The sequence below is a fragment of the Rahnella sp. AN3-3W3 genome, assembly GCF_003263545.1.
GTDB lineage: Bacteria > Pseudomonadota > Gammaproteobacteria > Enterobacterales > Enterobacteriaceae > Rahnella > Rahnella variigena.
In genome coordinates this window covers 1-21,598 of record NZ_JYDG01000109.1, presented here as the reverse complement: position 1 = coordinate 21,598, position 21,598 = coordinate 1, and the positions used below count along the sequence as shown (strand labels likewise).

17 protein-coding genes and 1 pseudogene are annotated in these 21,598 nt (G+C 52.6%); 5 read left to right on the top strand and 13 right to left on the bottom strand.

Translation table 11 applies throughout. The features are described from left to right. Window positions 1-52: 52 nt before the first annotated feature. Window positions 53-1,174, top strand: a complete 1,122-nt coding sequence (locus UC15_RS23450) for a cupin domain-containing protein (RefSeq protein WP_112291361.1) — start codon at window positions 53-55, stop codon at window positions 1,172-1,174. Window positions 1,175-1,259: 85 nt separating this feature from the next. Here the strand turns inward: UC15_RS23450 and phnE (UC15_RS23445) are convergent, their stop codons facing one another. From phnE (UC15_RS23445) to phnC, 4 genes are all read right to left on the bottom strand, one after another. Continuing rightward, window positions 1,260-2,183 carry a phosphonate ABC transporter, permease protein PhnE gene (phnE, locus tag UC15_RS23445; RefSeq protein WP_112291360.1) on the bottom strand — a complete coding sequence of 308 codons (924 nt, stop codon included), beginning with the start codon at window positions 2,181-2,183 and terminating at the stop codon, window positions 1,260-1,262. Beyond that, window positions 2,183-3,046 (bottom strand): phosphonate ABC transporter, permease protein PhnE, encoded by an 864-nt coding sequence (gene phnE / locus UC15_RS23440; protein WP_112291358.1) that lies wholly within the window; start codon window positions 3,044-3,046, stop codon window positions 2,183-2,185. The genes phnE (UC15_RS23445) and phnE (UC15_RS23440) overlap by 1 nt, the downstream gene beginning before the upstream one ends. Before the next feature lie 155 nt (window positions 3,047-3,201). After that, on the bottom strand, window positions 3,202-4,134 hold the full coding sequence (gene phnD / locus UC15_RS23435) for a phosphonate ABC transporter substrate-binding protein (RefSeq protein WP_112291356.1): 933 nt from the start codon (window positions 4,132-4,134) through the stop codon (window positions 3,202-3,204). A 68-nt stretch (window positions 4,135-4,202) separates the two neighbouring features. Then, window positions 4,203-5,039 carry a phosphonate ABC transporter ATP-binding protein gene (gene phnC / locus UC15_RS23430; RefSeq protein ID WP_112291354.1) on the bottom strand — a complete coding sequence of 279 codons (837 nt, stop codon included), beginning with the start codon at window positions 5,037-5,039 and terminating at the stop codon, window positions 4,203-4,205. A 206-nt stretch (window positions 5,040-5,245) separates the two neighbouring features. Here phnC and dld point away from each other — a divergent pair. Continuing rightward, window positions 5,246-6,936 (top strand): annotated as a pseudogene (dld, locus tag UC15_RS23425) (D-lactate dehydrogenase). 139 nt (window positions 6,937-7,075) lie between these two features. On the opposite strand, the gene UC15_RS23415 reads toward dld, so the two are convergent. From UC15_RS23415 to UC15_RS23395, 5 genes are all read right to left on the bottom strand, one after another. Beyond that, complete coding sequence (locus UC15_RS23415; protein WP_112291350.1) at window positions 7,076-7,666, bottom strand: Yip1 family protein; 591 nt, start codon at window positions 7,664-7,666, stop codon at window positions 7,076-7,078. Window positions 7,667-7,843: 177 nt separating this feature from the next. Next, entirely contained in the window at window positions 7,844-8,461 is a 618-nt protein-coding gene (locus tag UC15_RS23410; protein WP_112291349.1) for a hypothetical protein, read from the bottom strand. Window positions 8,462-8,690: 229 nt separating this feature from the next. Next, a complete protein-coding gene (locus tag UC15_RS23405; RefSeq protein ID WP_112291347.1) occupies window positions 8,691-10,001 on the bottom strand; it encodes a cytochrome c in 1,311 nt (436 codons plus the stop codon). A gap of 2 nt (window positions 10,002-10,003) precedes the next feature. Then, window positions 10,004-11,776 (bottom strand): GMC family oxidoreductase, encoded by a 1,773-nt coding sequence (locus UC15_RS23400; RefSeq protein WP_112291346.1) that lies wholly within the window; start codon window positions 11,774-11,776, stop codon window positions 10,004-10,006. Window positions 11,777-11,830: 54 nt separating this feature from the next. After that, the gene (locus tag UC15_RS23395) at window positions 11,831-12,550 is read right to left on the bottom strand and encodes a gluconate 2-dehydrogenase subunit 3 family protein (RefSeq protein ID WP_112291343.1); all 720 of its coding nucleotides are present in this window, start codon (window positions 12,548-12,550) and stop codon (window positions 11,831-11,833) included. Between the two features lie 265 nt (window positions 12,551-12,815). Here UC15_RS23395 and UC15_RS23390 point away from each other — a divergent pair, with 265 nt between their 5' ends. After that, the gene (locus UC15_RS23390) at window positions 12,816-13,445 is read left to right on the top strand and encodes an aspartate/glutamate racemase family protein (RefSeq protein ID WP_112291342.1); all 630 of its coding nucleotides are present in this window, start codon (window positions 12,816-12,818) and stop codon (window positions 13,443-13,445) included. A gap of 394 nt (window positions 13,446-13,839) precedes the next feature. Here UC15_RS23390 and pbpG read toward each other — a convergent pair whose 3' ends face one another. From pbpG to UC15_RS23375, 3 genes are all read right to left on the bottom strand, one after another. After that, entirely contained in the window at window positions 13,840-14,778 is a 939-nt protein-coding gene (gene pbpG / locus UC15_RS23385; RefSeq protein WP_165353137.1) for a D-alanyl-D-alanine endopeptidase, read from the bottom strand. Window positions 14,779-15,029: 251 nt separating this feature from the next. Continuing rightward, complete coding sequence (dusC, locus tag UC15_RS23380) at window positions 15,030-15,959, bottom strand: tRNA dihydrouridine(16) synthase DusC (protein WP_112291338.1); 930 nt, start codon at window positions 15,957-15,959, stop codon at window positions 15,030-15,032. A gap of 58 nt (window positions 15,960-16,017) precedes the next feature. After that, entirely contained in the window at window positions 16,018-17,463 is a 1,446-nt protein-coding gene (locus UC15_RS23375; RefSeq protein ID WP_112291336.1) for an MFS transporter, read from the bottom strand. 120 nt (window positions 17,464-17,583) lie between these two features. Here UC15_RS23375 and UC15_RS23370 point away from each other — a divergent pair, with 120 nt between their 5' ends. Continuing rightward, on the top strand, window positions 17,584-18,231 hold the full coding sequence (locus UC15_RS23370; protein WP_112291334.1) for a metalloregulator ArsR/SmtB family transcription factor: 648 nt from the start codon (window positions 17,584-17,586) through the stop codon (window positions 18,229-18,231). Between the two features lie 73 nt (window positions 18,232-18,304). Here UC15_RS23370 and rhlE read toward each other — a convergent pair whose 3' ends face one another. After that, window positions 18,305-19,714 carry an ATP-dependent RNA helicase RhlE gene (gene rhlE / locus UC15_RS23365; protein WP_095921260.1) on the bottom strand — a complete coding sequence of 470 codons (1,410 nt, stop codon included), beginning with the start codon at window positions 19,712-19,714 and terminating at the stop codon, window positions 18,305-18,307. A 377-nt stretch (window positions 19,715-20,091) separates the two neighbouring features. Between rhlE and mdtG the strand changes: the two genes are divergently transcribed. Then, window positions 20,092-21,297, top strand: coding sequence for a multidrug efflux MFS transporter MdtG (gene mdtG, locus UC15_RS23360; RefSeq protein WP_112291332.1), 1,206 nt, complete (start codon window positions 20,092-20,094; stop codon window positions 21,295-21,297). Window positions 21,298-21,598 lie beyond the last annotated feature (301 nt).

The following is a 21,598-nucleotide window of genomic DNA, read 5'->3' as shown; positions in this document are numbered from 1 at the left end:
AAGCACCGCCTCTCTATAATCAGGCTCGTTTGTCTTCCCACTGGTAAATCACATGGCTTATGAACTCAATCTGGACTGGCCGGAATTTTTAGAAAAATACTGGCAAAAACGACCTGTTGTTATTAAAAAAGCGTTCTCTAATTTTGTCGATCCGATCTCCCCTGATGAGTTAGCCGGTTTAGCGATGGAGCCGGAAGTGGACAGCCGTCTGGTGAGCCATAAAAATGGGGAATGGCAGGCAAGCAACGGGCCTTTCGAACATTTTGACGGGTTGGGTGAAACCGGCTGGTCATTACTGGCGCAGGCCGTGAATCACTGGCATCTGCCCGCCGCTGAACTGGTGAAACCTTTCCGCGTATTGCCGGACTGGCGTTTAGATGACCTGATGATTTCCTATTCCGTGCCCGGCGGCGGTGTCGGCCCGCATATCGACCAGTACGACGTCTTTATCATTCAGGGTATGGGCAGCCGTCGCTGGCGTGTAGGCGATGCGTTGCCGATGCGTCAGTTCTGTCCGCATCCGGCGTTACTGCATGTCGATCCCTTCACGCCAATCATTGATGAAGATCTCGAACCTGGCGATATTCTGTACATTCCGCCGGGCTTCCCGCATGACGGTTTCACCCATGAAACCGCTCTCAACTATTCCGTCGGTTTCCGCGGTCCTAACTCGCGCGATTTCATCAGCAGCTTTGCTGACTATGCGCTGGAAAACGATCTGGGCGGCAATCATTACAGCGATCCGGATTTGACGCTGCGTGAACACGTCGGGAAAGTGGAAGAGTATGAGCTGGAACGTGTGCGCCAGATGATGGTTGAAATGCTCAGTCAGCCGGAAGATTTCAAACAGTGGTTTGGCCGTTTCGCCACCACGCCGCGCCACGAGCTGGATATCGCCCCGGCGGAGCCACCTTATGAAGCGCAGGAAATTGTGGATGCGCTGATGCAGGGTGATAGCCTGACCCGTTTAAGCGGGCTGCGCGTACTGAATGTCGGTGAACGTTTCTTTGTGAACAGCGAACCACTGGAAACTGCTCAGCATGAAGCCGCTGATGCGCTGTGCCGGTTCACTCTGATCAGTCAGAAAGAGCTGGGCAATGCGTTGCAGGATCCTGAATTTGTTGTCCTGTTAACGGATCTGGTGAATCAGGGTTACTGGTATTTCGACGAGTAATCCTTCGCTAATAAATAAGAGAGCAAAAGGCGGCCTCCCTGCGGATGCCGCCTTTTTAATGCGTTTTGTTTGCCGGGATAATAAATTAAGGACGGTAAAGCTCCACCGGCGGCTTCATTTTTCGCTCTTCCGGCTCAAACAAATCAATCTCTTCACCGTGAATATATTTGGCGCGCAACATGGCGGAGATCTTATCCATCGTCATGACAATGGCGACCAGAATCAATGTGATAAACATCACCACATCCCAGTTCCATAAACGCATATTTTCCGCATACACCAGACCGATCCCACCCGCGCCGACAAAACCGAGAACCGCGGCAGAACGGGTATTAGATTCAATCTGATACAGCGACAGCGCGAGGAATGTCGGGAAAGATTGCGTGAAAATGCCAAAACGGTGCGTTTGCAACGGTGAAGCTCCCAATGCCCGTAAACCGCGGCTCGGCGAGCGTTCCACGGCTTCGTGTCCTTCGGCGTATAGTTTGCCGAGTAAGCCTAAATCCTGCATCACAATCGCCAGCACGCCGGCCAGTGGCCCCATTCCGACAGCACGGACAAAAATAAGTCCCCAGATCGCCATATCCAACCCGCGCAGCACATCCAGAAGTCGGCGAATAATCATGGAAACCGGTCTGAGTAGCGGCGTAGACATTACATTGCGCGCCGCCAGAAAGGACAGTGGCAGAGCAAGGAAAGACGCAGTGATTGTGCCCGCAAAAACGATCGCCAGCGTGATCGCAATCTGCGTGAAATAATACTTAAAAGGCCATTCGGAAACGTTATGCCAGACAAACATGCGCAGGAAATATCGTCCGACTTCACGGGTACCGCGCACCACTTCGCTCCACGGAATACCGAAATAACTGAAGAAATAGACGTAGTACAACGCAATGACGACAGCCAGTATCGCGAGGTAACGCAGATAGCGGCGCTGTGCGGCAAACAAATGACCGTGCTGCTGCTTCAGGCTGCTGACAACATGAGGTTCAAGCGCATCAGTTAACATCAGAAAGTGCCCTCCACGACGCGTTTGCGCAATTTACCGGATAGAAAATCCATCGCCGACACCACCAGAATGATCAGCAGTAAGGTCATACTGACCTGGTCATAACGGTCCAGTTTGATTGACGTCATCAGTTCCTGCCCGATGCCCCCCGCCCCGACTAAACCGAGGATTGTAGACTGACGGAAGTTGATTTCGAGGCGCATAAAACTGTACGACAGAAAGATAGGTTTAACCTGCGGCCACATAGCAAAGCGCATACGCTGCAAGCGTCCCGCTCCGCAGGCTCGCAGACCGCGCACCGGTTTGTCCGATGCGGTTTCAATGGATTCGTAGAAGAGTTTGGTCAGACTGCCGACGGTGTGTAAAGTCAGCGCGATAAAGCCCGGAATAGCGCCGACGCCAAAGGCCATGACGCACATCACCGCCCACGCCAGCTCCGGCATGGTACGCAGGAAAGCCACAAAAGTACGGATACTGAATTTCACCCATTTTGGCGAATCCGTATTACCCGCGGCGAGAAACGCCAGAATAACCGCCAGCGCGGTCGATAATATCGTCGAGGATAACGCCAGATGAATAGTTTCCCAGATCAGTGGCAACTGAATATTAAGACGATATCCCCAATACGCCAGTGAACCTTCTGTATGACCGTCAGCAAATAACAATGACCAGTGTAATACCGGCACCGTCTGACCAATATAATCAAAGAAGCTCGGTGCGGAGACAATAATCGTTTTTAAATTAAGTTCGGAAACATTGCCTGACCACAGATATAACAACAGCATCAGCCCTGACCAGATCAGCGCCTCACGCTTTTGTTTTCCCCGAATCTGCTGGTAATAACGATTGAAGTCTTTGTTCAAAATAATATTTCCGATTTGCGATAATCATTATTCATCCCCCTGCGAAGGGGGAGGTCAGGAGATTAAAAAAACAATAATGGTAAAAGCTTTCGCTTCCTGAGTTGCCATTAATACCCCACCCCCACCCTCCCCTTCGCAGGGGAGGGAGTTACGGGTTAGCGACCGCCTTTAGTCAGCTCACGCTTCATATCAATAATCTGCTGATATTCAGCCAGAGACGTTTCGCCGATATGTTGTTTACCGCCGACGGCTTTCACGAAGCAGGCGTGGTCTTCTTTATCCAGTTTCTTGATGGCAGAAACCAGTTTAGCCTTGAACGCCGGTGGCAGATCGCTTCGCACTAAGATCGGGCCGTTAGGGATCAGCGGAGATTCCCAAATGATACGAATTTTCTTCATCAGATCCGGATGGTCCATGCGGATCATACGGTTGAATGCGCCGGAGGTATAACCGGTTTCACGGTCGCCGATCATTGATGCCCAGGTCACTGCGCCTTCAAACTGACCGTTAAGCACGCCAAGAATATCCTGCTCATGGCCGCCGGAGAAGGTGACACTGGAGAAGAAGTTGTTGTACTTGTTGTCTGTCGTGCCACCAAATTCTTTCTTGAAAGTCTGGTTCGGGATCAGATAGCCGGACGTGGAATCCGGGTCCGCGAAGCCGAATGATTTACCTTTCAGGTCAGACAATTTCTGGTACGGACTATCGGCTTTCACCACAACCACCGAGTGATAACCCCGGGATTTATCGGTATCGTCGATAACAATACCGACCAGATCTACGGCTTTCGGATTATTAATATAAACTGAGGCGAAAGACGATGGCGACATGCTTAATACCATGTCTACTTTCTTACCTAATAACCCCTGAATAACACCTGAGTAATCAGAGGAATTACGCAGTTTGGTATCCACGTTTAATTCTTTATCGAAGAAATCTTTTACACACTGATTATCACCGATTTGCTGAGTCGCATTCTGGCCGCCCAGAATACCCAAATTCAATTCTTTAGGCGCATCTTCTGCCATGCTGTGCATCGCGGTAAAAGAACCTGCTACGAAAACTGCCAGACGTAATAACTTCTTCATGTAATGATGACCTTGTGTAGATTGAGAGAAAGTAGAAATAAGTACTGCAAAATAAATAACGTTGTTGTTTAACTGTTTATGGCTTCGTGTTCTTCACCGTATAACTGTTGCAAAATACCGTCAGTTAACTGATCGGGATGACCGTCGAAAATAATTTGCCCTTTGGCGATACCGATAACGCGGGTGCAATAATCTTTCACCAGCTCGACCGAGTGCAGGTTGACCATCACGGCAATATTTTCTTCACTGACTTTTTTCAGCGCATTCATGATGCGCAGCGTATTTTTCGGATCCAGCGACGCAACAGGCTCATCGGCCAGCAGAATTTTCGGGTTCTGCATCAGGGCACGGCAAATCGCCACACGTTGCATCTGACCACCGGAGAGATTTTCAGCGCGCTGCAACGCATGCGGCAACATATGCAGCCACTCGAGCAGAGAAATCGCGCGGGCACGGTCTTCGTCGTCGAACTGGTTAAAGAAAGATTTGAATGTTGAGGTATGGCTCAGACGGCCCAGCAACACGTTAGTCAGCACATCCAGGCGAGGAACCAGACAAAAATCCTGGAAAATCATCCCGCAACCCGAGCGCCAGCGACGCAACGCTTTACCGGTCAGCCCGGCCAGTTGCTGTTGTTCACCATTTTCGTAATGACACACTACGCTACCATCGGTAAGCGGAATGGTACCGTTGAGTACGTGTAACAGAGTGGATTTACCTGCGCCGGACCGGCCAATCACCGCCACGAACTCATCCGCGTGCAGATCAAAATTGATGTCATTCAGGACGCGCTGACCTGATTTATAAGATTTCACCAGGCCTTTCACGTCCAGAACTTTGTTCAAATGCTGTGGCCCGGCCTGAGGGTATTCAGCCTGTGCCAGCTTAAGTTGAGCTTGCGCCATGATGCTGTCTCTCGGTTGCTTTCATAATCTGGCGTTCATTAAGCGCGAGTTATATGACACATCAATGACGATTTAATGGACAGCACATGACAAAAATGCAACAGATTAAGTGAAATTACCTAACAGATATCCCGAATGGGGTTTAACTTAATAAGTATCATTTAAGTCTATGATTAGATGGCAACGCATTTAAAAAGGAAGATGAAATGGATAATCAGTCACTCATCGCCACGCTCAAAGAGATTGCTGGCAGCCGTCATGTTCTGACCGGAGACAGCAACACTGAGCGCTACCGCAAAGGATTTCGTTCAGGTGGCGGCAAAGCGCTGGCCGTGGTATTTCCGCAAACGCTGCTGCAACAATGGCAGTTGCTTAAAGCCTGTATCGCCGCCGATAAGATTGTCATTATGCAGGCCGCTAATACCGGGCTGACCGAAGGCTCAACGCCCAGCGGTGATGATTATGACCGCGATATCGTCATTTTCAGTACCCTCAATCTTGATCAAATTCAGTTGCTCGACGGCGGTCATCAGGTGATTGGCTTCCCCGGCAGCACCCTTTATAAGCTGGAAAAAATCCTCAAACCTTATAACCGTGAACCGCATTCGGTAATTGGCTCGTCGTGCATCGGTGCATCGGTGGTCGGTGGGATTTGCAACAACTCAGGTGGATCGCTGGTGAAACGCGGTCGGCCTATACCGAAATGGCGCTTTATGCGCAGATCGACGCACAGGGTGAATTACGCCTGATTAACCATTTGGGTATTAATCTTGGCGAAACGCCGGAAGAAATACTGACGCGTCTGGAAAAAGCTGATTATCTGGAAAGTGACATACTGCACGATCAGCGTCTGGCATCTGACCATGATTATGCTGCGCGGGTGCGTGAAGTGGACGCTGATACGCCTTCACGTTTTAACGCCGATGAGCGGCGGCTGTTTGAAGCCTCAGGTTGTGCAGGAAAACTGGCCGTGTTCGCCGTACGTCTGGATACTTTCCCGGCTGAAACGCAACAGCAGGTATTTTATATCGGCACCAATGACACGGCAGTGCTGACCGAATTACGCCGTCAGATCCTGCGTGATTTTGCGAACCTGCCGGTGGCCGGTGAATACATGCATCGCGATATTTTCGATATCACCGAAGTCTACGGCAAAGACACATTCATGATGATCGATAAGCTTGGCACCGACAAAATGCCGGACATGTTTACCGCGAAAGGGAAATTCGATGCGCATGCCAGTAAAGTCCCTTTCCTGCCGAAAAACTTCAGCGACCGCGTAATGCAATGCCTGAGCAAAGCCCTGCCGAATCACCTTCCACCTCGCATGAAGCAGTACCGTGACCGGTTTGAACATCACTTACTGCTAAAAATGTCCGGCCCTGGAATTGATGAGGCACGTACATTTCTGACGCGTTTCTTCAGTGATGGTCAGGGTGATTTCTTTATCTGCTCGGCTGACGAAGGCAAAAAAGCTTTCCTGCACCGTTTCGCCGCTGCAGGTGCTGCGGTGCGTTATCACGCGGTACATGAAAAAGAAGTGGAGGATATTCTGGCGCTGGATATTGCACTGCGCCGTAATGACCGCGACTGGTTCGAAACATTGCCGGAAGATATCGACAATCAGCTGGTGGCAAAACTGTATTACGGCCATTTCATGTGCCACGTTTTCCATCAGGATTACATCGTCAAAAAAGGCGCGAACAGCAAGGCACTGAAACACCGGATGCTTGAATTGCTCGACGCCAAAGGCGCGGAATATCCGGCAGAGCATAACGTCGGGCATCTGTATCTGGCAAAACCGCATCTGAAAGAGTTCTACCGGCAGGCCGACCCGACCAACAGCTTCAATCCGGGGATCGGAAAAACCAGTAAGATGAAAAACTGGCAGGAATAATGTCCTTCAAAAGGCAAATGGCGTAGTCGGCGCAGGCAGTTTGTTCCCGGACAGCGCGGAGGCTCCGCAGCGTACATAAAGTACGTGAGGAGTCCGAGCACTGCCTGGGGGCAAAATGGCAAGTAAGATAGCCATTAAGTTAAAATAACTGTGTTCCGTAACCCCACATAATCACCGTCAGAGCCAGAAGTAACTCTAATACCAGAACGCCCATTGCCAGCGTTGAACTGGAAAACAGGAACCCTTCGCGACGGTCGATATTCAGGAAGTTAGGAATGCCGAGATACAACAGATATCCGCTATAACACAGCCCGATGATGCCAACGAACAGGCATAACCAGACCATCGGATAAAGCGCAACAAGACCACTCAGGAACATCGGCGTGGCAACATAACCGGCAAACACGATACAGCTGTTGAGTGTCGGGCGGCTGTCATAACGACGTGCCATCCAGTAGATTATGCGCCCCATGAGTGCGACAGCGGCGAGCATCAGAACATAGAAGATAACGGCGATATACGACGCGGTGAACATGGAAACCATCAGCGTCTTACCGTCACCGAAATTCCAGCCCAACTGTGTTGTACCGATAAACGAACAGACAACCGGGATCAACGCCATCAAAAGAACATGGTGGGAATACACATGTGAAACGGTTTCCCGCTCACGCTGGATTTGCTGCAGTTCGGGACCAGGATGGGATAACAGTCCCCAGACATGATTTGCCATGAAACACCCCCTTGTACGCCGAAAGCCGCCAGCGGCGTGCAGTGATAGACCTTCGGAAATGCCCGTCACACAAGGGCACAAGGAAGGTGACGACCTGTCTATATTATAGCCGTTATTGCCAGTTTTGCTGCTGCGCTCAACTTATCGTAATCAGCGTTTGACCGCAGCAGGCCCCTCTTAATGGATAAAGCGAGCGGCTGTAAAAGTTGCACCTACCAGTACCAGCATCATGCTAATAATCCAGCGAGTCTGTTGGATCATAAGGTCATAAAACATCTTCTGCATGGCGCTTAATGAGGCTTCAATCTTTACAAAACGCGCATCCACCTGTTCAAACCGTTTGTCGATTTGTTCAAACCGTTTATCGACTTGTTCAAACCGTTTGTCGACTTGTTCAAACCGTTTGTCGATATGCACCAGTCGATCGTCAATCCTAAGAAGATGCCCGTCGATGCGGGAGATGTTCTGTTCAGTTTTTCCAACACGCACACCGATATCTGTTACCGCTTCAGTGAGCGTGACCATCTGATACTCCAGTTTGCCGACCCGCAGATTAGTTTCGGTGACCACTTCCGTCAGCTGAGTGACCTGTTGTTCCACCTTCCCTACACGAAGATTTAGTCCGGCAATTTCCTCACCGTTTTTGATCCCTTGTTTTTCGATATTATTGATCTGATTTTGCATGAGCTTTTCCATGAGCAATTTTCCTTTGTATTCTTCCGGCCAGGCAGAGGCACCGGGAAAGTAGAGCATCGGATTGACGGGCGAGATATCCATTGTGCTGAGCTGAAACATGGCTGTTGTCCCTCACATGAGCTTATGAGCTTTCCCTGTTTAGAAACTCTTAATCTGTGGGGATTTTGCGCTGTATAAATAACCATATCAAATCAATTTACTTCTCGTTTCACATGCCACTGCTTATGTATCTATGCTTCGAAATCTTACATTTAGATGATGAATAAAAACCAACAAAAAGAGCCTCTTACGAGGCTCTTTAAACTTTATTACTTACGTTAGCTTGCTTTTACTGCTGCTCGGGATTATGCAATGCGGCAGCACCCTGCTGAGATTTACGCGCTTTTGCTACGTCGTCTTTGCTGACCGCCGGCGCCTGATTTCCCCATGCGTTACGGATATACGTACTGACATCCGCCATCTGCTGATCGGTCAGTTTCCAGCCGAACTCAGGCATGTCCGCGCTGGTCGGATTGCTTGCCGTTGCCGCCCCCTGCCCGCCGTTCATCAGCACGTGCAGAATGTTGGTCGGCCGGGTGGCCTGAACGCCGTTATTACCCTTCAGGGCAGGGATCATGTTGCGTACCCCTTCACCGGAATTCTGATGGCATGCCGCGCAGTTATCGGCGTAGAGTTCTTTGCCGTTGGCCATCGCGGAATTAGCGGCTAAAGGCGCGGAATTATCTTTGCTGCCCGGCAAGCTTTTCAGGTAAACCGCGATGGCATGCAGATCTGAATCCGACAAATGCTGCAGCGAATTCGTGACCGCTTCCGCCATCGGACCGGCAGCCACGGTACGCGAGTTAGCCCCTGTTTTCAGGTACTGCACCACTTCGTCATTGCTCCAGTCGCCAATGCCCTGACGGGTATTGCCGGTGATTTCCGGCGCGAACCAGCCCTGCAATTCTCCGCCCTGCAGATGCACGCCAAAGTTATCACCGCCCAGAGGATTTTTTGCAGTATGGCACGATGTACAGTGCCCCAGCCCTTCCACCAGATACGCGCCGCGATTCCATTCTGCCGACTGCGACGGATCGGCTTTGAACGGTGCCGTATCCAGGAACAACAGGTTCCAGCCGAACATCATCAGACGGATGTTATACGGGAACGGCAAATCCGTTTTCGGGCCGTCATAATGCACGGCAGGCAAGGTATTAAGATACGCTTTGATGTCTTTCAGGTCCTGATCGCTGACCTTGGCGTAAACGTTGTAAGGCATCGCCGGATACAGATTCTCACCGTTGATCCCTTTGCCGTTGCGCACCGCATGAATGAACTGCTGATCGGTCCATCCGCCAATGCCCGTTTCTTTATCCGGCGTAATGTTAGTGGCGTAAATCGTGCCGAACGGCGTGTTCAGCCCGTAGCCGCCCGCAAAAGGTTTACCGCCGCCGGGCGCGGTATGACAGGCCACACAGTCCCCTGCCAGTGCCAGATATTTGCCGCGCTCAATGGCAGTTTTGCCGGTCATGGCTGCGGCAGCCGGAGCCTGAAAATCACCTGACTGACTGGCGTTGTGCCAGGTTTTAAAACCGACAAAACCCAGCCCGCCGATGACAACCACGCCCGCGATAATTGCTAATGTCTTTTTCACGCTCATGCTTAAACCCTCACCAGCGGACCAGGAGATTTCAGATACTGGGTTTTGATGGCTTCAGCTGCCCATAAGGTCAGCGCACCCACGGTACCGGTCGGGTTATATCCGCCATTATTAGCAAAGGCTGAAGCGCCGCAGACAAAGACGTTATGCACATCCCAGCTTTGCAGATAGCGGTTTACCGCGCTGGTTTTCGGATCGTCGCCCATGCAGGCGCCACCGGTGGTATGCGAGGAAAGGTTATCCATCGGTGAGAACGGTTTGGTGGTCGGTTCCTGACGGACAACGGTTTTTGCGCCCATCGCGTGCGCAATCTCAACCGAGCGGTCGGCCATAAATTTCGCTGAGCGTTTGTCGTTTTCGATCCAGTCAAAGGTCACGCGCAGCAGCGGCTGGCCGTGGCGGTCTTTATATTCCGGATCTAAATCGAGGAACACATCGCGGTGCGGGTAGCTGTTGCCCATGCAATAGACGTTGTTGTAGTTCTGGTAGCTGTGTTTGACGGCTTTCTTCCAGTCAGCGCCCCAGCGCGGAGTGCCCGGCGGTACGTTATTGGAATAGCCAATCGGACGTCCGTTGGTGGAATGCACCAGCGCCACACCGCCGCCGATAAAATCGTGGTGGGTATGATCGAAGTTGTCGCCGTTGAAATCGTCAATCGCCTGCGACAGCGCACCGGCACCGATAAACGGATTCATCGTTTCATCTTCAAAGAAGAAACCTGCACCGGAAACGGTCTGATAAGCATAGTTGCGGCCTACAACGCCTTCGCCGGTTTTATGGTCGTAGGGTTTACCGATGCCGGAAAGCAGCATCAGCCGCACGTTGTCCATCTGGTAAGCAGAAATCACCACGATGTCCGCGGGTTGTTCCCACATTACGCCGTCGCTGCCGATAAAAGTCACACCGGTAGCGGTTTTGCCGTCGGCGGCTTTGTTTACACGCAGCACTTCAGATTCGGTGATTACCGTGAAATTGGGGCGCTGCATGACGGCTGGTAAGATGCAGGCATTCGGACTACTTTTTGACCAGTTGCCGCAGCCGAAGAATTCGCAGTAACCGCAATAAGTACACGGCGCCATGTTAATACCCAGCGGATTAGTATAAGCATCAGACGTGTTACCCGCAGGCACGGCAAACGGATGATAGCCCATCTCGCGGGTGGCTTTATCAAAGATCATCGACAGCTGAGTGCGTTTGAGCGGCGGCAGCGGATAATCGCGGCTGCGCGGCCCTTCGAAGACATTCCCGCCTTCAATTTTTTCACCCTTAATGTTGCCCGCTTTCCCGGAAGTACCCGCGTAGCGTTCGAATTTGTCGTAGAACGGTTCGACGTCATCATAGGTCACGCCCCAATCCTGCACCTGCATACCTTCGAGGAATTTGTTCTTGCCGTAACGTTCTACTGTCTGGCTGTAGCTCTGGAAATCGTACGGCAGGAAGCGCCAGGTCATGCCATTCCAGTGCGTACCCGCACCGCCGACATTCATGCCAAACTGATAGGTATTAAATTCACGCAGCGGTAACGCTTGCTGGATCGGGTTATTACGGAATGTCAGGGTTTCCACCGCCGTCGGCTGCATGATCGCGCGGCGGCTGACAAAGCGCAGCTCATCGGTATCAATAGTGGTCGGGAAATCGTTGCTGGTGTCGCGCCATGAACCGCGCTCAATTGCCACCACATTCAGTCCTGCCAGCGTCAGCTCATTCGCCATCAGCGAACCTGCCCAACCCAGGCCGACGATGACCGCATCGACCTTTTCACGTTTATTACTCATACGACATTTACTCCTGCAAAATCAATTCAATCAATGACCGTTCGTGGGCGGTTTTTATGATTTTTCGTATTGGGACAGCATGCTGACCGGTTCAATATGTAAGTCTTCGCCACGGCGGTCGATGACATCCCGGAAGTCATAACGTGCACCGGGGAAACCGAGCATTTTCCAGCCCGCCATATCTTTGTTGCCGCCATATAACGGGTCGGAGAAGAATCCCTCACGCATGTTCTGCACTAACATGTTGAAGAACAGCTGGCCATTGACGCCCGCCAGCGGAATTTCGCCGGATTCCACGCGACGCAGTAAATCGTCCTGTTGTTCGCCGGAAAGCTCGGTAAAGTTTTTCCCGCCATTGCGCGATTTCGCGACGTTATTCAGCGCCGTCAGCCCCAGTTTGTAACGTTCGGCTGGCGTGTCTTTATATTGCGGTCCGGCCTGTGGCAACCCGTCCTGAATAACCGGTCCGAGACGATAGGTGGTTACCGCTTTGCCGAAATCGCCGCTCAGCTGACGATCCAGAAACACCGCGCAACCGGCCTCTTTGCCGCCGATACTGAGTTCATCTGCCGGAATGATACGGTCGGCCAGGATTTCCACCAGGCTGACTTCTTCGGGCGTGAAAAATGTCCATTCACCGGCGACCACCGGTTTTGGCGGACGAACCGAATGGATAATCCACGGCATACCACCGGAGAAAATTTTGGCTTTAACCTTCAGCGCAGTGCTGAATAACAGCACCGCCATTGAGGTCAGAAAATGTCTGCGTTTCACGATAAAACTCCTTTTAGCGGGGTCTGACGGGGAAGTACCCACATCTGCGGTGGGCTTTTATTTTGTGACGGAGATTATACGAAGATGTTAGGCGAAAGTAAGATATTTTGTACCAACTGGTACATACTTTATTTGTTTTAAATCAAGGTATTATTTATTTGGTAGTGAGTTAGTACACTAACTAACAAATTTTTACAGGCGAATAAGCCTGCACGACGTCTAAAAAATCATTAACGTAGAGGCTGGAATTTATCAGGAGAATGAGATGCGCATCACCTGTTTACACACGGCGGACAGCAATATTGCGGTATTCGAAAACGCAGCACAGGAACTCGGACTGGAGCAGCATCAGTTTGTGCATGTGTCCCGGCCTGATTTACTCGCCGCTGCCGAAAATGCGGGCGGACTGACTAAGGATATTCGTCAACAAACTGCCGATGTGTTGCTGGTTTTGAGTGAAAATGCCGACCGCGTTTTACTGACCTGCTCGACGCTGGGCTCAGCGGCAACGCTTGCCAGCGAAACAGCCACGGTACCGGTTTTGCGAGTCGATCAGGCGCTGGCGCAACAGGCCATGAAAACGGCGGGCAATGTGGTCGTGCTGTGTGCAGTCGAAACGACCCTGGAGCCAACGCAACAGTTATTCATGCAGGTGGAAAAGCATCCGCAGGCACAGCTTGAAATCCGTCTGGTAACGGGCGCATGGGAAAAGTTTAAGCAGGGTGATCTGGCGGGATACTTACAGGCCATCGCGGCAGCGGCTGATGCGCAATATATGAAAGGTGCGGTCTGTGTGGTGCTGGCACAGGCATCAATGACCGGCGCGGCGCAGCTGACACAAGTGGGCAAACCGCTCACCAGCCCCGAATGTGGCTTACGCGCGGCGCTGGCCTGAAAAAACAGCGAGCAAAAAGCAGAAACGCAGGCAGAAGCTATACTGATAAGGAATATCATTGGCTTAGCCGGACGGCCGATGATGACTGAAAAGTATGTTAAGGAGAAAACATGAAAATTATTCTGTGGATCATCGCCATCATCTTTATCGTCGGCCTGCTGACCCTCACAGGTGTCTTTAAACTGATTTTCTGATCATCAGTTCATTCCCTGCAAACAAAAAGTCCGGCACATGGCCGGACTTTTTCATTTATCAGCGATTGCTGAAATATCCAAAATAATTCGGATTGCAATAAGGCGGCAAGCGAACGAATCCCGATGAGCTGACATTAGTCAGTGATACGGGTGAGTGAACGTCGCCAACGCCATTGCGGTCCGAAGTATGCAGGATATTTTTAGTCGTCTGCCTCTTCGACGGATGGCTGCGTCTTCTGCTGCTCTTTCTGCTTACGATAGTTCTTCGCTATTTGCGGAACGGGCACTGTTTTACCGGTTTCCATCCAGGTGCGAAGACGGTTGGCATCGGCAAATGCGGTGTATTTTCCGAAAGCATCCATCACGACCAGGGTAACCGGTTTACCGTTGATGGTGGTGCGCATCGCCAGACAATGCCCTGCATCATCGGTGTAACCGGTCTTGGTCAGCTGGATATTCCAGGACGGGTTCATGATCAGATGATTGGTATTACGAAATGGCAAGGCATACGCCGGATGGCTGAAGACCGCGGTTTTTTCGGCTGTGGTGCTCAGCTGGCCGATCAGAGGATAACGCTGGGAAGCCAGCAGCAGACGGGTCAAATCGCGTGCAGTCGAGACGTTGTGCGGCGACAAACCGGTCGGTTCCACATAATGCGTATGGGTCATTCCCAGCGATTTCGCTTTGGTATTCATGGCTTTAATGAATGCTGAGTAACCGCCAGGATAATGCGCCGCGAGACTGGCTGCCGCACGGTTTTCCGAAGACATCAGCGCCAGCTGAATCATCTGGCGACGGGTAATTTCGCTGTTGAGTTTCACGCGGGAGAAAACGCCGCGCATTTCAGGCGTATTACTGATATCGACGTTAATCACTTCGTCGAGTGGCAGATTCGCATCCAGCGTGACCATGGCGGTCATCAGTTTTGTCAGGGAGGCAATCGGCCTCACCTCATCAGGATTTCGGGAATAAATCACTTCGTGGCTTTTAAGATCCACCACCATGGCGCTGCCGGAAGCAATTTGAACAATCGGGGCGACGGCCTGCTCTTGCTTTGCAGCGAAGGCGGCAGGTGCAGACAACATGCCTGTATTTAAGGCTAATAAGCTCAGAACCAGAAGACGGATTTTCACATGCATTGCTCTGTATTTAGAAAGTTGTCATTGAGTTATGTCGAAACAGCGGGCGGAATTATAAGGGACGCGAATAGTCTTAGCACCCGCATTTTTCAATTCTATTTGTCACAAAGTCTGTCACCAGCGCCCGCAAACCGTGGAACGGCGAGTAAGTGAACACTTGCGTAAGATTAGCCTGAAATGAAAAAAGGGACGCTTAAAAAGCGTCCCTCCGGATTCTGTCGTCTCTCTGCCCGTGGAAAGACATAATGGCATCACCGGTTGATGCGTTCGGCAATTTCCTTCGACGTCTTCAGCACGCGCACTTCAGTAAATAACTCTGTCGCTTCTTCGTACTCTTTGCGCAAGTAGCTCAGCCACTGTTTGATACGCGCAACGTGATACAAACCGGTGTCGCCCTGCTTTTCCAGACGGGTGTATTTCTGCAACAGCGTCATCACATCCGGCCACGGCATACGCGGTTCGTTGTACTTCACCACGCGGCTGAGATTAGGGATATTCAGCGCGCCACGCCCCAGCATTACCGCATCGCAACCGGTGGTTTGCAGACAGGCCTGACCGCTTTCGTAATCCCAGATTTCGCCGTTGGCAATCACCGGAATACTCAGCCGCTGGCGGATTTCACCAATCGCGGCCCAGTTAATGCGCTCCGGCTTGTAACCGTCTTCTTTGGTTCGCCCGTGAACGGTCAGTTCGGTGGCACCGGCCTGCTGTACTGCATCAGCAATTTCAAAACTGCGCTCGAGGGAATCCCAGCCAAGACGTACTTTGACGGTCACCGGCAAATGCGCGGGAACGGCAGCGCGCATGGCTTTTGCACCCTGATAAATCAATTCGGGATCTTTAAGTAGCGTGGCTCCGCCGCCGCTGCCGTTGACCATTTTCGACGGGCAACCACAGTTGAGATCCACTCCGTAAGAGCCGAGCTCAACGGCAAAAGCGGCGTTTTCAGCCAGCCATTGCGGATATTGTCCGAGCAGTTGAACGCGCACCCGCGTACCGGAGGGCGTGCGGCTGTCGTGATGTAATTCGGGGCACAGGCGATGGAACACTTTGGCGGGCAGCAGCTGATCGACCACACGCACAAACTCAGTGATGCACAAATCGTAGTCGTTCACTTCAGTGAGAAGTTCACGAACCAGAGGATCAAGCACACCTTCCATCGGAGCCAGTAATACGCGCATCGTTGTTCAACCTTTAAAAATGACGCGCAAGATTACCGCATGGCCCGCCGCCGGGCAATTACCCTTGTGACAAATCACGGCTCAGGTGTTCCGGCGCATTGCCGCTGGCCTGCCGGGCTTTTACCGAGCGCCAGGCAATCCAAACAGCCAGGAACGCCGGTATGGCAAACAGCAGGAACATCCAGAATGCCGCACTGGCCGCACCGGCATCTCCCTGACTCACGCCCGCGAAGTTAGCGACAGTGCCCGCCAGTGCCGCGCCGAGCGCTGAAGCAAAGGACTGCACGACAGTTATTGATGCACCTGCTTTTTCGCGGTCGTCTTCCGGAGCCTGCTGCAGCACGCGGGTCAGCAGATGCGGCCAGCCAAGGCCGATGCCGAAACCGGCCAGCGTCAGCCCGAGAACCACACCACTGATATTCAGCCACGGCAGACCAAACGCGACGGGTACGGTAAACAACAATAAAAGCAAACCGGCAGCCAGTATCACCGGCCCGCAGACAATGGCGTTGTCGGCACGGCGACCTGTCCAGCCGGAGCTTGCGACTTCGCTTAATGTCCAGCCCGCTGCCGCGGCTGCCGTGATATAACCGGCCGCCAGCGGCGCCTGACCGTGCAAATGTTGCAGCATATAAGGTACAAACAGTTCGCAGCCCAGACCGATAATCAGCAGGCTCATCACCAGATACAGCCCGTAAAGCGGAGAAGAACGGCGTAATGCATTGCGCGGCAGCAGCCTCACATCAGCGGTAAATTCGCGGTGACGCAGAATTAACATCATCACCACTGCAATCACGAATCCGAGCAGGTTAATCAGGCCTTCGGACGACAAACTCCCCGCAGAAACCACCAGCACCGAGCCGGTCAGCAACGCCAGCTGCATCAGCGGTAACGGCTCGTCGGCCTGTTTTTCACGCTGCGCTTTTGGCAAGATCCGCCATACCCACAGCCCGAACAAAGACGTCACCGGCAGCAGCAAACCGAATGCCCAGCGCCAGGCGTGCAGTTCCGCAAAAATCCCGCCCACTGCCGGGCCGATCAGCGTCGCAATCCCCCACATGGCAGAAATCAGCGCCATTGCCCGCGGCCAGAGAGATTCTTTAAACAGCAGATTGATCATCGCGTAAGAAAGCGCAAACAGGAATCCGCCGCCCAGCCCCTGCAACGCCCTTCCGACCAGCAACACCGGCATATTCGGCGCGGCGGTACAAATCGCGGCACCAGCGATAAAAATACCGGTCGCCATCAGATAACTGCCGCGTGGTCCGGCGGTCCGCATCAGACGGGCGGAAAGTGCCGAGCCAAGAATGGAGCACACAACGTACAGCGTGGTATTCCACGCATACCACGCCAGCCCGCCGATATCCTGCACGACAGAGGGCAAAATGGTGATCACGATGTAACTGTTGGTGGCGTAGAGCGCGACACCGGCACTGAGGGTGATGGCGCTCCCGCGGTTCTCTGCGCTGAATAAGTCCGCCCAACCGTTCTGACTTCCCGACATTTCTCTGCATCCCTTTGGTTTGTGCTTTCCACACATTGAAGCGTGATGTGGTTATGGTATGATTAAAACAAGAAATAACTTGGAATATGTTTTACGTAATCTAGAACCCGCCGAGGTAATATGTCAAGCAATGACTTGGAAAATAAAAATGACGTCAGACAAAGTGTGGCAGAACGCCTCCTGACGCTTCTGAAAACGCGCGGGGAATTACAGACCAGTGATGCCGGTCACCTTTTGGGCACCACCGGAGAAGCCGCACGACAGCAGTTCGTGAAGCTGGCAAAAGAAGGTCTGGTGGAAGCCAAAGCCGTTTCCCAGGGTGTCGGCCGCCCGTCACAATACTGGCAGCTGACCGCCGCAGGCCATGCGCGATTCCCCGATGCACACGCCGATCTCACCGTACAACTTTTGCAGCTGATCCGCACCTCTCTGGGCGATTCAGCGCTGGATCAGCTGATCACTTCGCGGGAAAAAATCACGCAGGAAAACTACCACCAGGCGATGCTCGGGGCGGTGTCGATGGAAGAAAAATTGCAAAGGCTGACGGATATCCGTACCCGTGAAGGCTATATGGCGGACTGGACATTACAGGAAGATGGCAGTTATCTGTTTATCGAAAATCACTGCCCGATTTGTGCCGCCGCCGCCACCTGTCAGGGATTTTGCCGGGCAGAACGCGATGTGTTCAGCGAAGTGCTGGATGCTGATGTGCAACGCACCGAGCATATTTTGCAGGGCGCACGGCGTTGTGCCTATGTGATCCGATAAACCGGATCCGCTAGATTGCAGACGAAAAAAAACCGCCGGTGAAGGCGGTTTGATTGCAGAATAGCGATAACAATTACTTGTTGCCGCTGCCTGCATTGCCGGTGCGACGCTGACCTGCATGAGCAGGACGCGAACGTGCCGGACGATTTTCAGCTGAACCGCGGTTTTCTGAACCACGATTTTCTGAGGTACCGCTGCGCTGACCATTTCCGCCCTGACGCGGAGCGCCGGAACGTGGAGCACCAGAGCGCGGTGCGCCCGGACGCTGGCCCTGACGTGGCGCGCCACGACCGCCGCCGCCGCTGCCCTGACGACCATTAATGATCGGCTCAGCTTTGATGCTCGGGTCTGGCTCGTAACCTTCCAGCGCGATGCGTGGAATTTCACGTTTCAGCAGGCGCTCGATATCACGCAGCAGTTTGTGTTCGTCAACGCACACCAGAGAAATCGCTTCGCCGGTGGCTTCCGCACGACCGGTACGGCCGATACGGTGAACGTAATCTTCCGGCACGTTTGGCAGCTCGTAGTTCACCACGTGCGGCAGCTGGTCGATATCGAGACCACGCGCAGCGATGTCAGTCGCGACCAGAACACGGATAGAACCGGCTTTGAAATCGGCCAGTGCGCGGGTACGCGCGCCCTGACTTTTGTTGCCGTGAATAGCGGCGGCAGTGATGCCGTCTTTATTCAGCTGCTCAGCCAGATGGTTTGCGCCATGTTTGGTACGGTTGAAGACCAGCACCTGTTTCCAGTCGCCTTCGCCGATCATCTGAGACAGCAATTCTCTTTTACGTTTCTTATCAACAAAGTGAACGCTTTGTTCAATTTGCGCAGAAGCGGTGTTGCGACGCGCCACTTCGACAGAAGCAGGGTTGGTCAGCAACTTGCTCGCCAGACCTTTAATCTCATCAGAGAAGGTCGCGGAGAACAGCAGGTTCTGACGCTTGGCAGGCAGTTTCGCCAGCACGCGACGGATGTCATGAATGAAGCCCATGTCCAGCATGCGGTCAGCTTCGTCCAGCACCAGAATTTCAACCTGAGATAAATCAACAGCACGCTGATGTTCCAGATCCAGCAAACGACCAGGCGTTGCGATCAAAACATCCACACCACCGCGCAGTTTCATCATCTGCGGGTTGATGCTCACACCACCAAATACCACCAGCGAACGCAGGGTCAGGTATTTGCTGTAAGCCTGTACGTTTTCACCAATCTGCGCCGCCAGCTCACGGGTTGGGGTCAGGATCAGCGCACGAACCGGGCGACGTCCTTTGAATTGCGCGTTGGTATGGCTGAGCATATTGAGCAGCGGCAGGGTAAAACCAGCGGTTTTACCGGTACCAGTCTGCGCACTCGCCATCAGGTCACGACCTTCCAGCACGACAGGAATAGCCTGACGCTGAATAGGCGTAGGTTCGCGATAGCCCTGTTCTTCAACAGCACGCAAGATTTCGGCACTTAAGCCGAGGGAATCAAATGACATATAAGGAAAAGCTCCAGTCCACTCTAACCCGAACGGGGTTCGGTGCAGTTTCAAGAGTGGATGATCAGACGAGGCAAATGAGGCATTACCACGAGGATTCGGCACAAACTGCAGTGCGCCAGTTGGGTCGATTCTACCACAGAACGCCGCCGTGCGTGAATTTATCTCCTGCAGGCCTGTAACGGGCGGTTACAGAGGCTGACTCCGGCAGCGCTTTCAGGCGGCATAATCTGTCGTGATAATCCCAAATGTTGACACAGGATAATCAATTATAAATCTGATGAATGGGTTCCCACTTTTTGCGTCCCCCTTCACAGATTTGATTGCTATGCTTCGTTTCTCACACTCCTCTGTCCATAAGGCTCGCTCGCTGCAACATGGAAACCTGGAAAGTAAATTTAATCTCCGTCTGGCTGGGCTGTTTTTTCACCGGCATGGCGATGAGTCAGATCCTGCCTTTTTTACCGCTTTACATCGAACAGCTTGGCGTCACATCTCATGAATCACTGAGCCTGTGGTCAGGACTGGTGTTCAGCGGTACGTTTCTGGTTTCGGCCATCGTTGCGCCGCTGTGGGGCAGCCTTGCGGATCGTAAAGGCCGCAAGCTGATGTTGCTGCGCGCCGCGCTGGGTATGGCAATTGTCATGATGTTGCAGGGTTTCGCCACCAACGTCTGGCAGCTTTTCATTCTGCGTACACTGATGGGGCTGACGTCCGGGTATATACCCAATGCGATGGCGCTGGTCGCCTCGCAGGTGCCACGGGATAAAAGCGGCTGGGCGCTGGGCACCTTGTCTACCGGTCAGGTATCTGGTGTCATTATCGGCCCGCTGCTCGGCGGTTTTATGGCTGACCATCTCGGCCTGCGCACGGTATTTTTCGTCACCAGCGGCATGTTGTTTATCAGCTTCCTGATCACATTATTTCTGATCAAAGAGCGCGTAGTGCCGGTGACCAAAGCCAACCGGCTGAGTGGTAAAGCGGTATTCACCACACTGCCTTATCCGTGGCTCATCGTCAGCCTGTTCGTTACCACCATGATGATTCAACTGGCGAACGGTTCCATCAGCCCGATCCTGACGCTGTTTATCCGCGAGATTTCGTCTGACACCAGCAACATCGCGTTTATCAGCGGCGTGATTGCCGCGGTACCGGGCGTTTCCGCGCTGATGGCCGCCCCGAAACTTGGTAAGCTCGGCGACCGCATTGGCGCGCACCGCATTCTTATCGCCGCGCTGGTGTTTTGCTTCATCCTGTTCTGCCTGATGGCGCTGATTAATACCCCTACCCAGCTGGGTATTCTGCGTTTCATGCTCGGTTTCGGCGATGGCGCGCTGATGCCTGCAGTACAGGCGTTGCTGGTGAAATACAGCAGTGATCAGGTCACCGGCCGGATATTTGGATACAACCAGTCGTTTATGTATCTCGGGAACGTGATCGGGCCGCTGATTGGCTCGAGTGCTTCTGCCCTGCTCGGCTTCCGGTGGGTGTTTATCGTGACGGCGATTCTGGTGCTGTTTAACACCGTGCAGGTGTGGTGGAGTTTTCGGCGGGTACCGACGGGAAGAGTGCGGATACCGTAAGCCGCGGTATCGGGGCGGTCATGACCATTTGGAAATGGCGGAAACTTTTTGACTTAAAAATTGATCGAGAAAATTTCGGTTTCTTAATGACGTCGTTCATTTAACTTGCTGCGCCGAAACCGACCAGAGGGGAAAGGCTTTTCCCCTCTGAACTCCCCTCGCTTTTTTATTGCGCGCTATCGCAGGCTCGATGGACATATCCTGTCACATCACCGGGTGGCGCAAAATGTCATCGCTGCGCGATTCCCTCATTTCAGGCTTCGAGCCCTACGTCTCGAACCATTCATTCGGTGCCATTTTT

Coding starts and splice junctions, on each gene's coding strand:
- UC15_RS23450 (WP_112291361.1), top strand. CDS start 53: ATGGCTTATGAACTCAATCTGGACTGGCCGGAATTTTTAGAAAAATAC.
- phnE (WP_112291360.1), bottom strand. CDS start 2,183: ATGTTAACTGATGCGCTTGAACCTCATGTTGTCAGCAGCCTGAAGCAG.
- phnD (WP_112291356.1), bottom strand. CDS start 4,134: ATGAAGAAGTTATTACGTCTGGCAGTTTTCGTAGCAGGTTCTTTTACC.
- phnC (WP_112291354.1), bottom strand. CDS start 5,039: ATGGCGCAAGCTCAACTTAAGCTGGCACAGGCTGAATACCCTCAGGCC.
- UC15_RS23415 (WP_112291350.1), bottom strand. CDS start 7,666: ATGGCAAATCATGTCTGGGGACTGTTATCCCATCCTGGTCCCGAACTG.
- UC15_RS23410 (WP_112291349.1), bottom strand. CDS start 8,461: ATGTTTCAGCTCAGCACAATGGATATCTCGCCCGTCAATCCGATGCTC.
- UC15_RS23405 (WP_112291347.1), bottom strand. CDS start 10,001: ATGAGCGTGAAAAAGACATTAGCAATTATCGCGGGCGTGGTTGTCATC.
- UC15_RS23400 (WP_112291346.1), bottom strand. CDS start 11,776: ATGAGTAATAAACGTGAAAAGGTCGATGCGGTCATCGTCGGCCTGGGT.
- UC15_RS23390 (WP_112291342.1), top strand. CDS start 12,816: ATGCGCATCACCTGTTTACACACGGCGGACAGCAATATTGCGGTATTC.
- pbpG (WP_165353137.1), bottom strand. CDS start 14,778: ATGCATGTGAAAATCCGTCTTCTGGTTCTGAGCTTATTAGCCTTAAAT.
- dusC (WP_112291338.1), bottom strand. CDS start 15,959: ATGCGCGTATTACTGGCTCCGATGGAAGGTGTGCTTGATCCTCTGGTT.
- UC15_RS23375 (WP_112291336.1), bottom strand. CDS start 17,463: ATGTCGGGAAGTCAGAACGGTTGGGCGGACTTATTCAGCGCAGAGAAC.
- UC15_RS23370 (WP_112291334.1), top strand. CDS start 17,584: ATGTCAAGCAATGACTTGGAAAATAAAAATGACGTCAGACAAAGTGTG.
- rhlE (WP_095921260.1), bottom strand. CDS start 19,714: ATGTCATTTGATTCCCTCGGCTTAAGTGCCGAAATCTTGCGTGCTGTT.
- mdtG (WP_112291332.1), top strand. CDS start 20,092: ATGGAAACCTGGAAAGTAAATTTAATCTCCGTCTGGCTGGGCTGTTTT.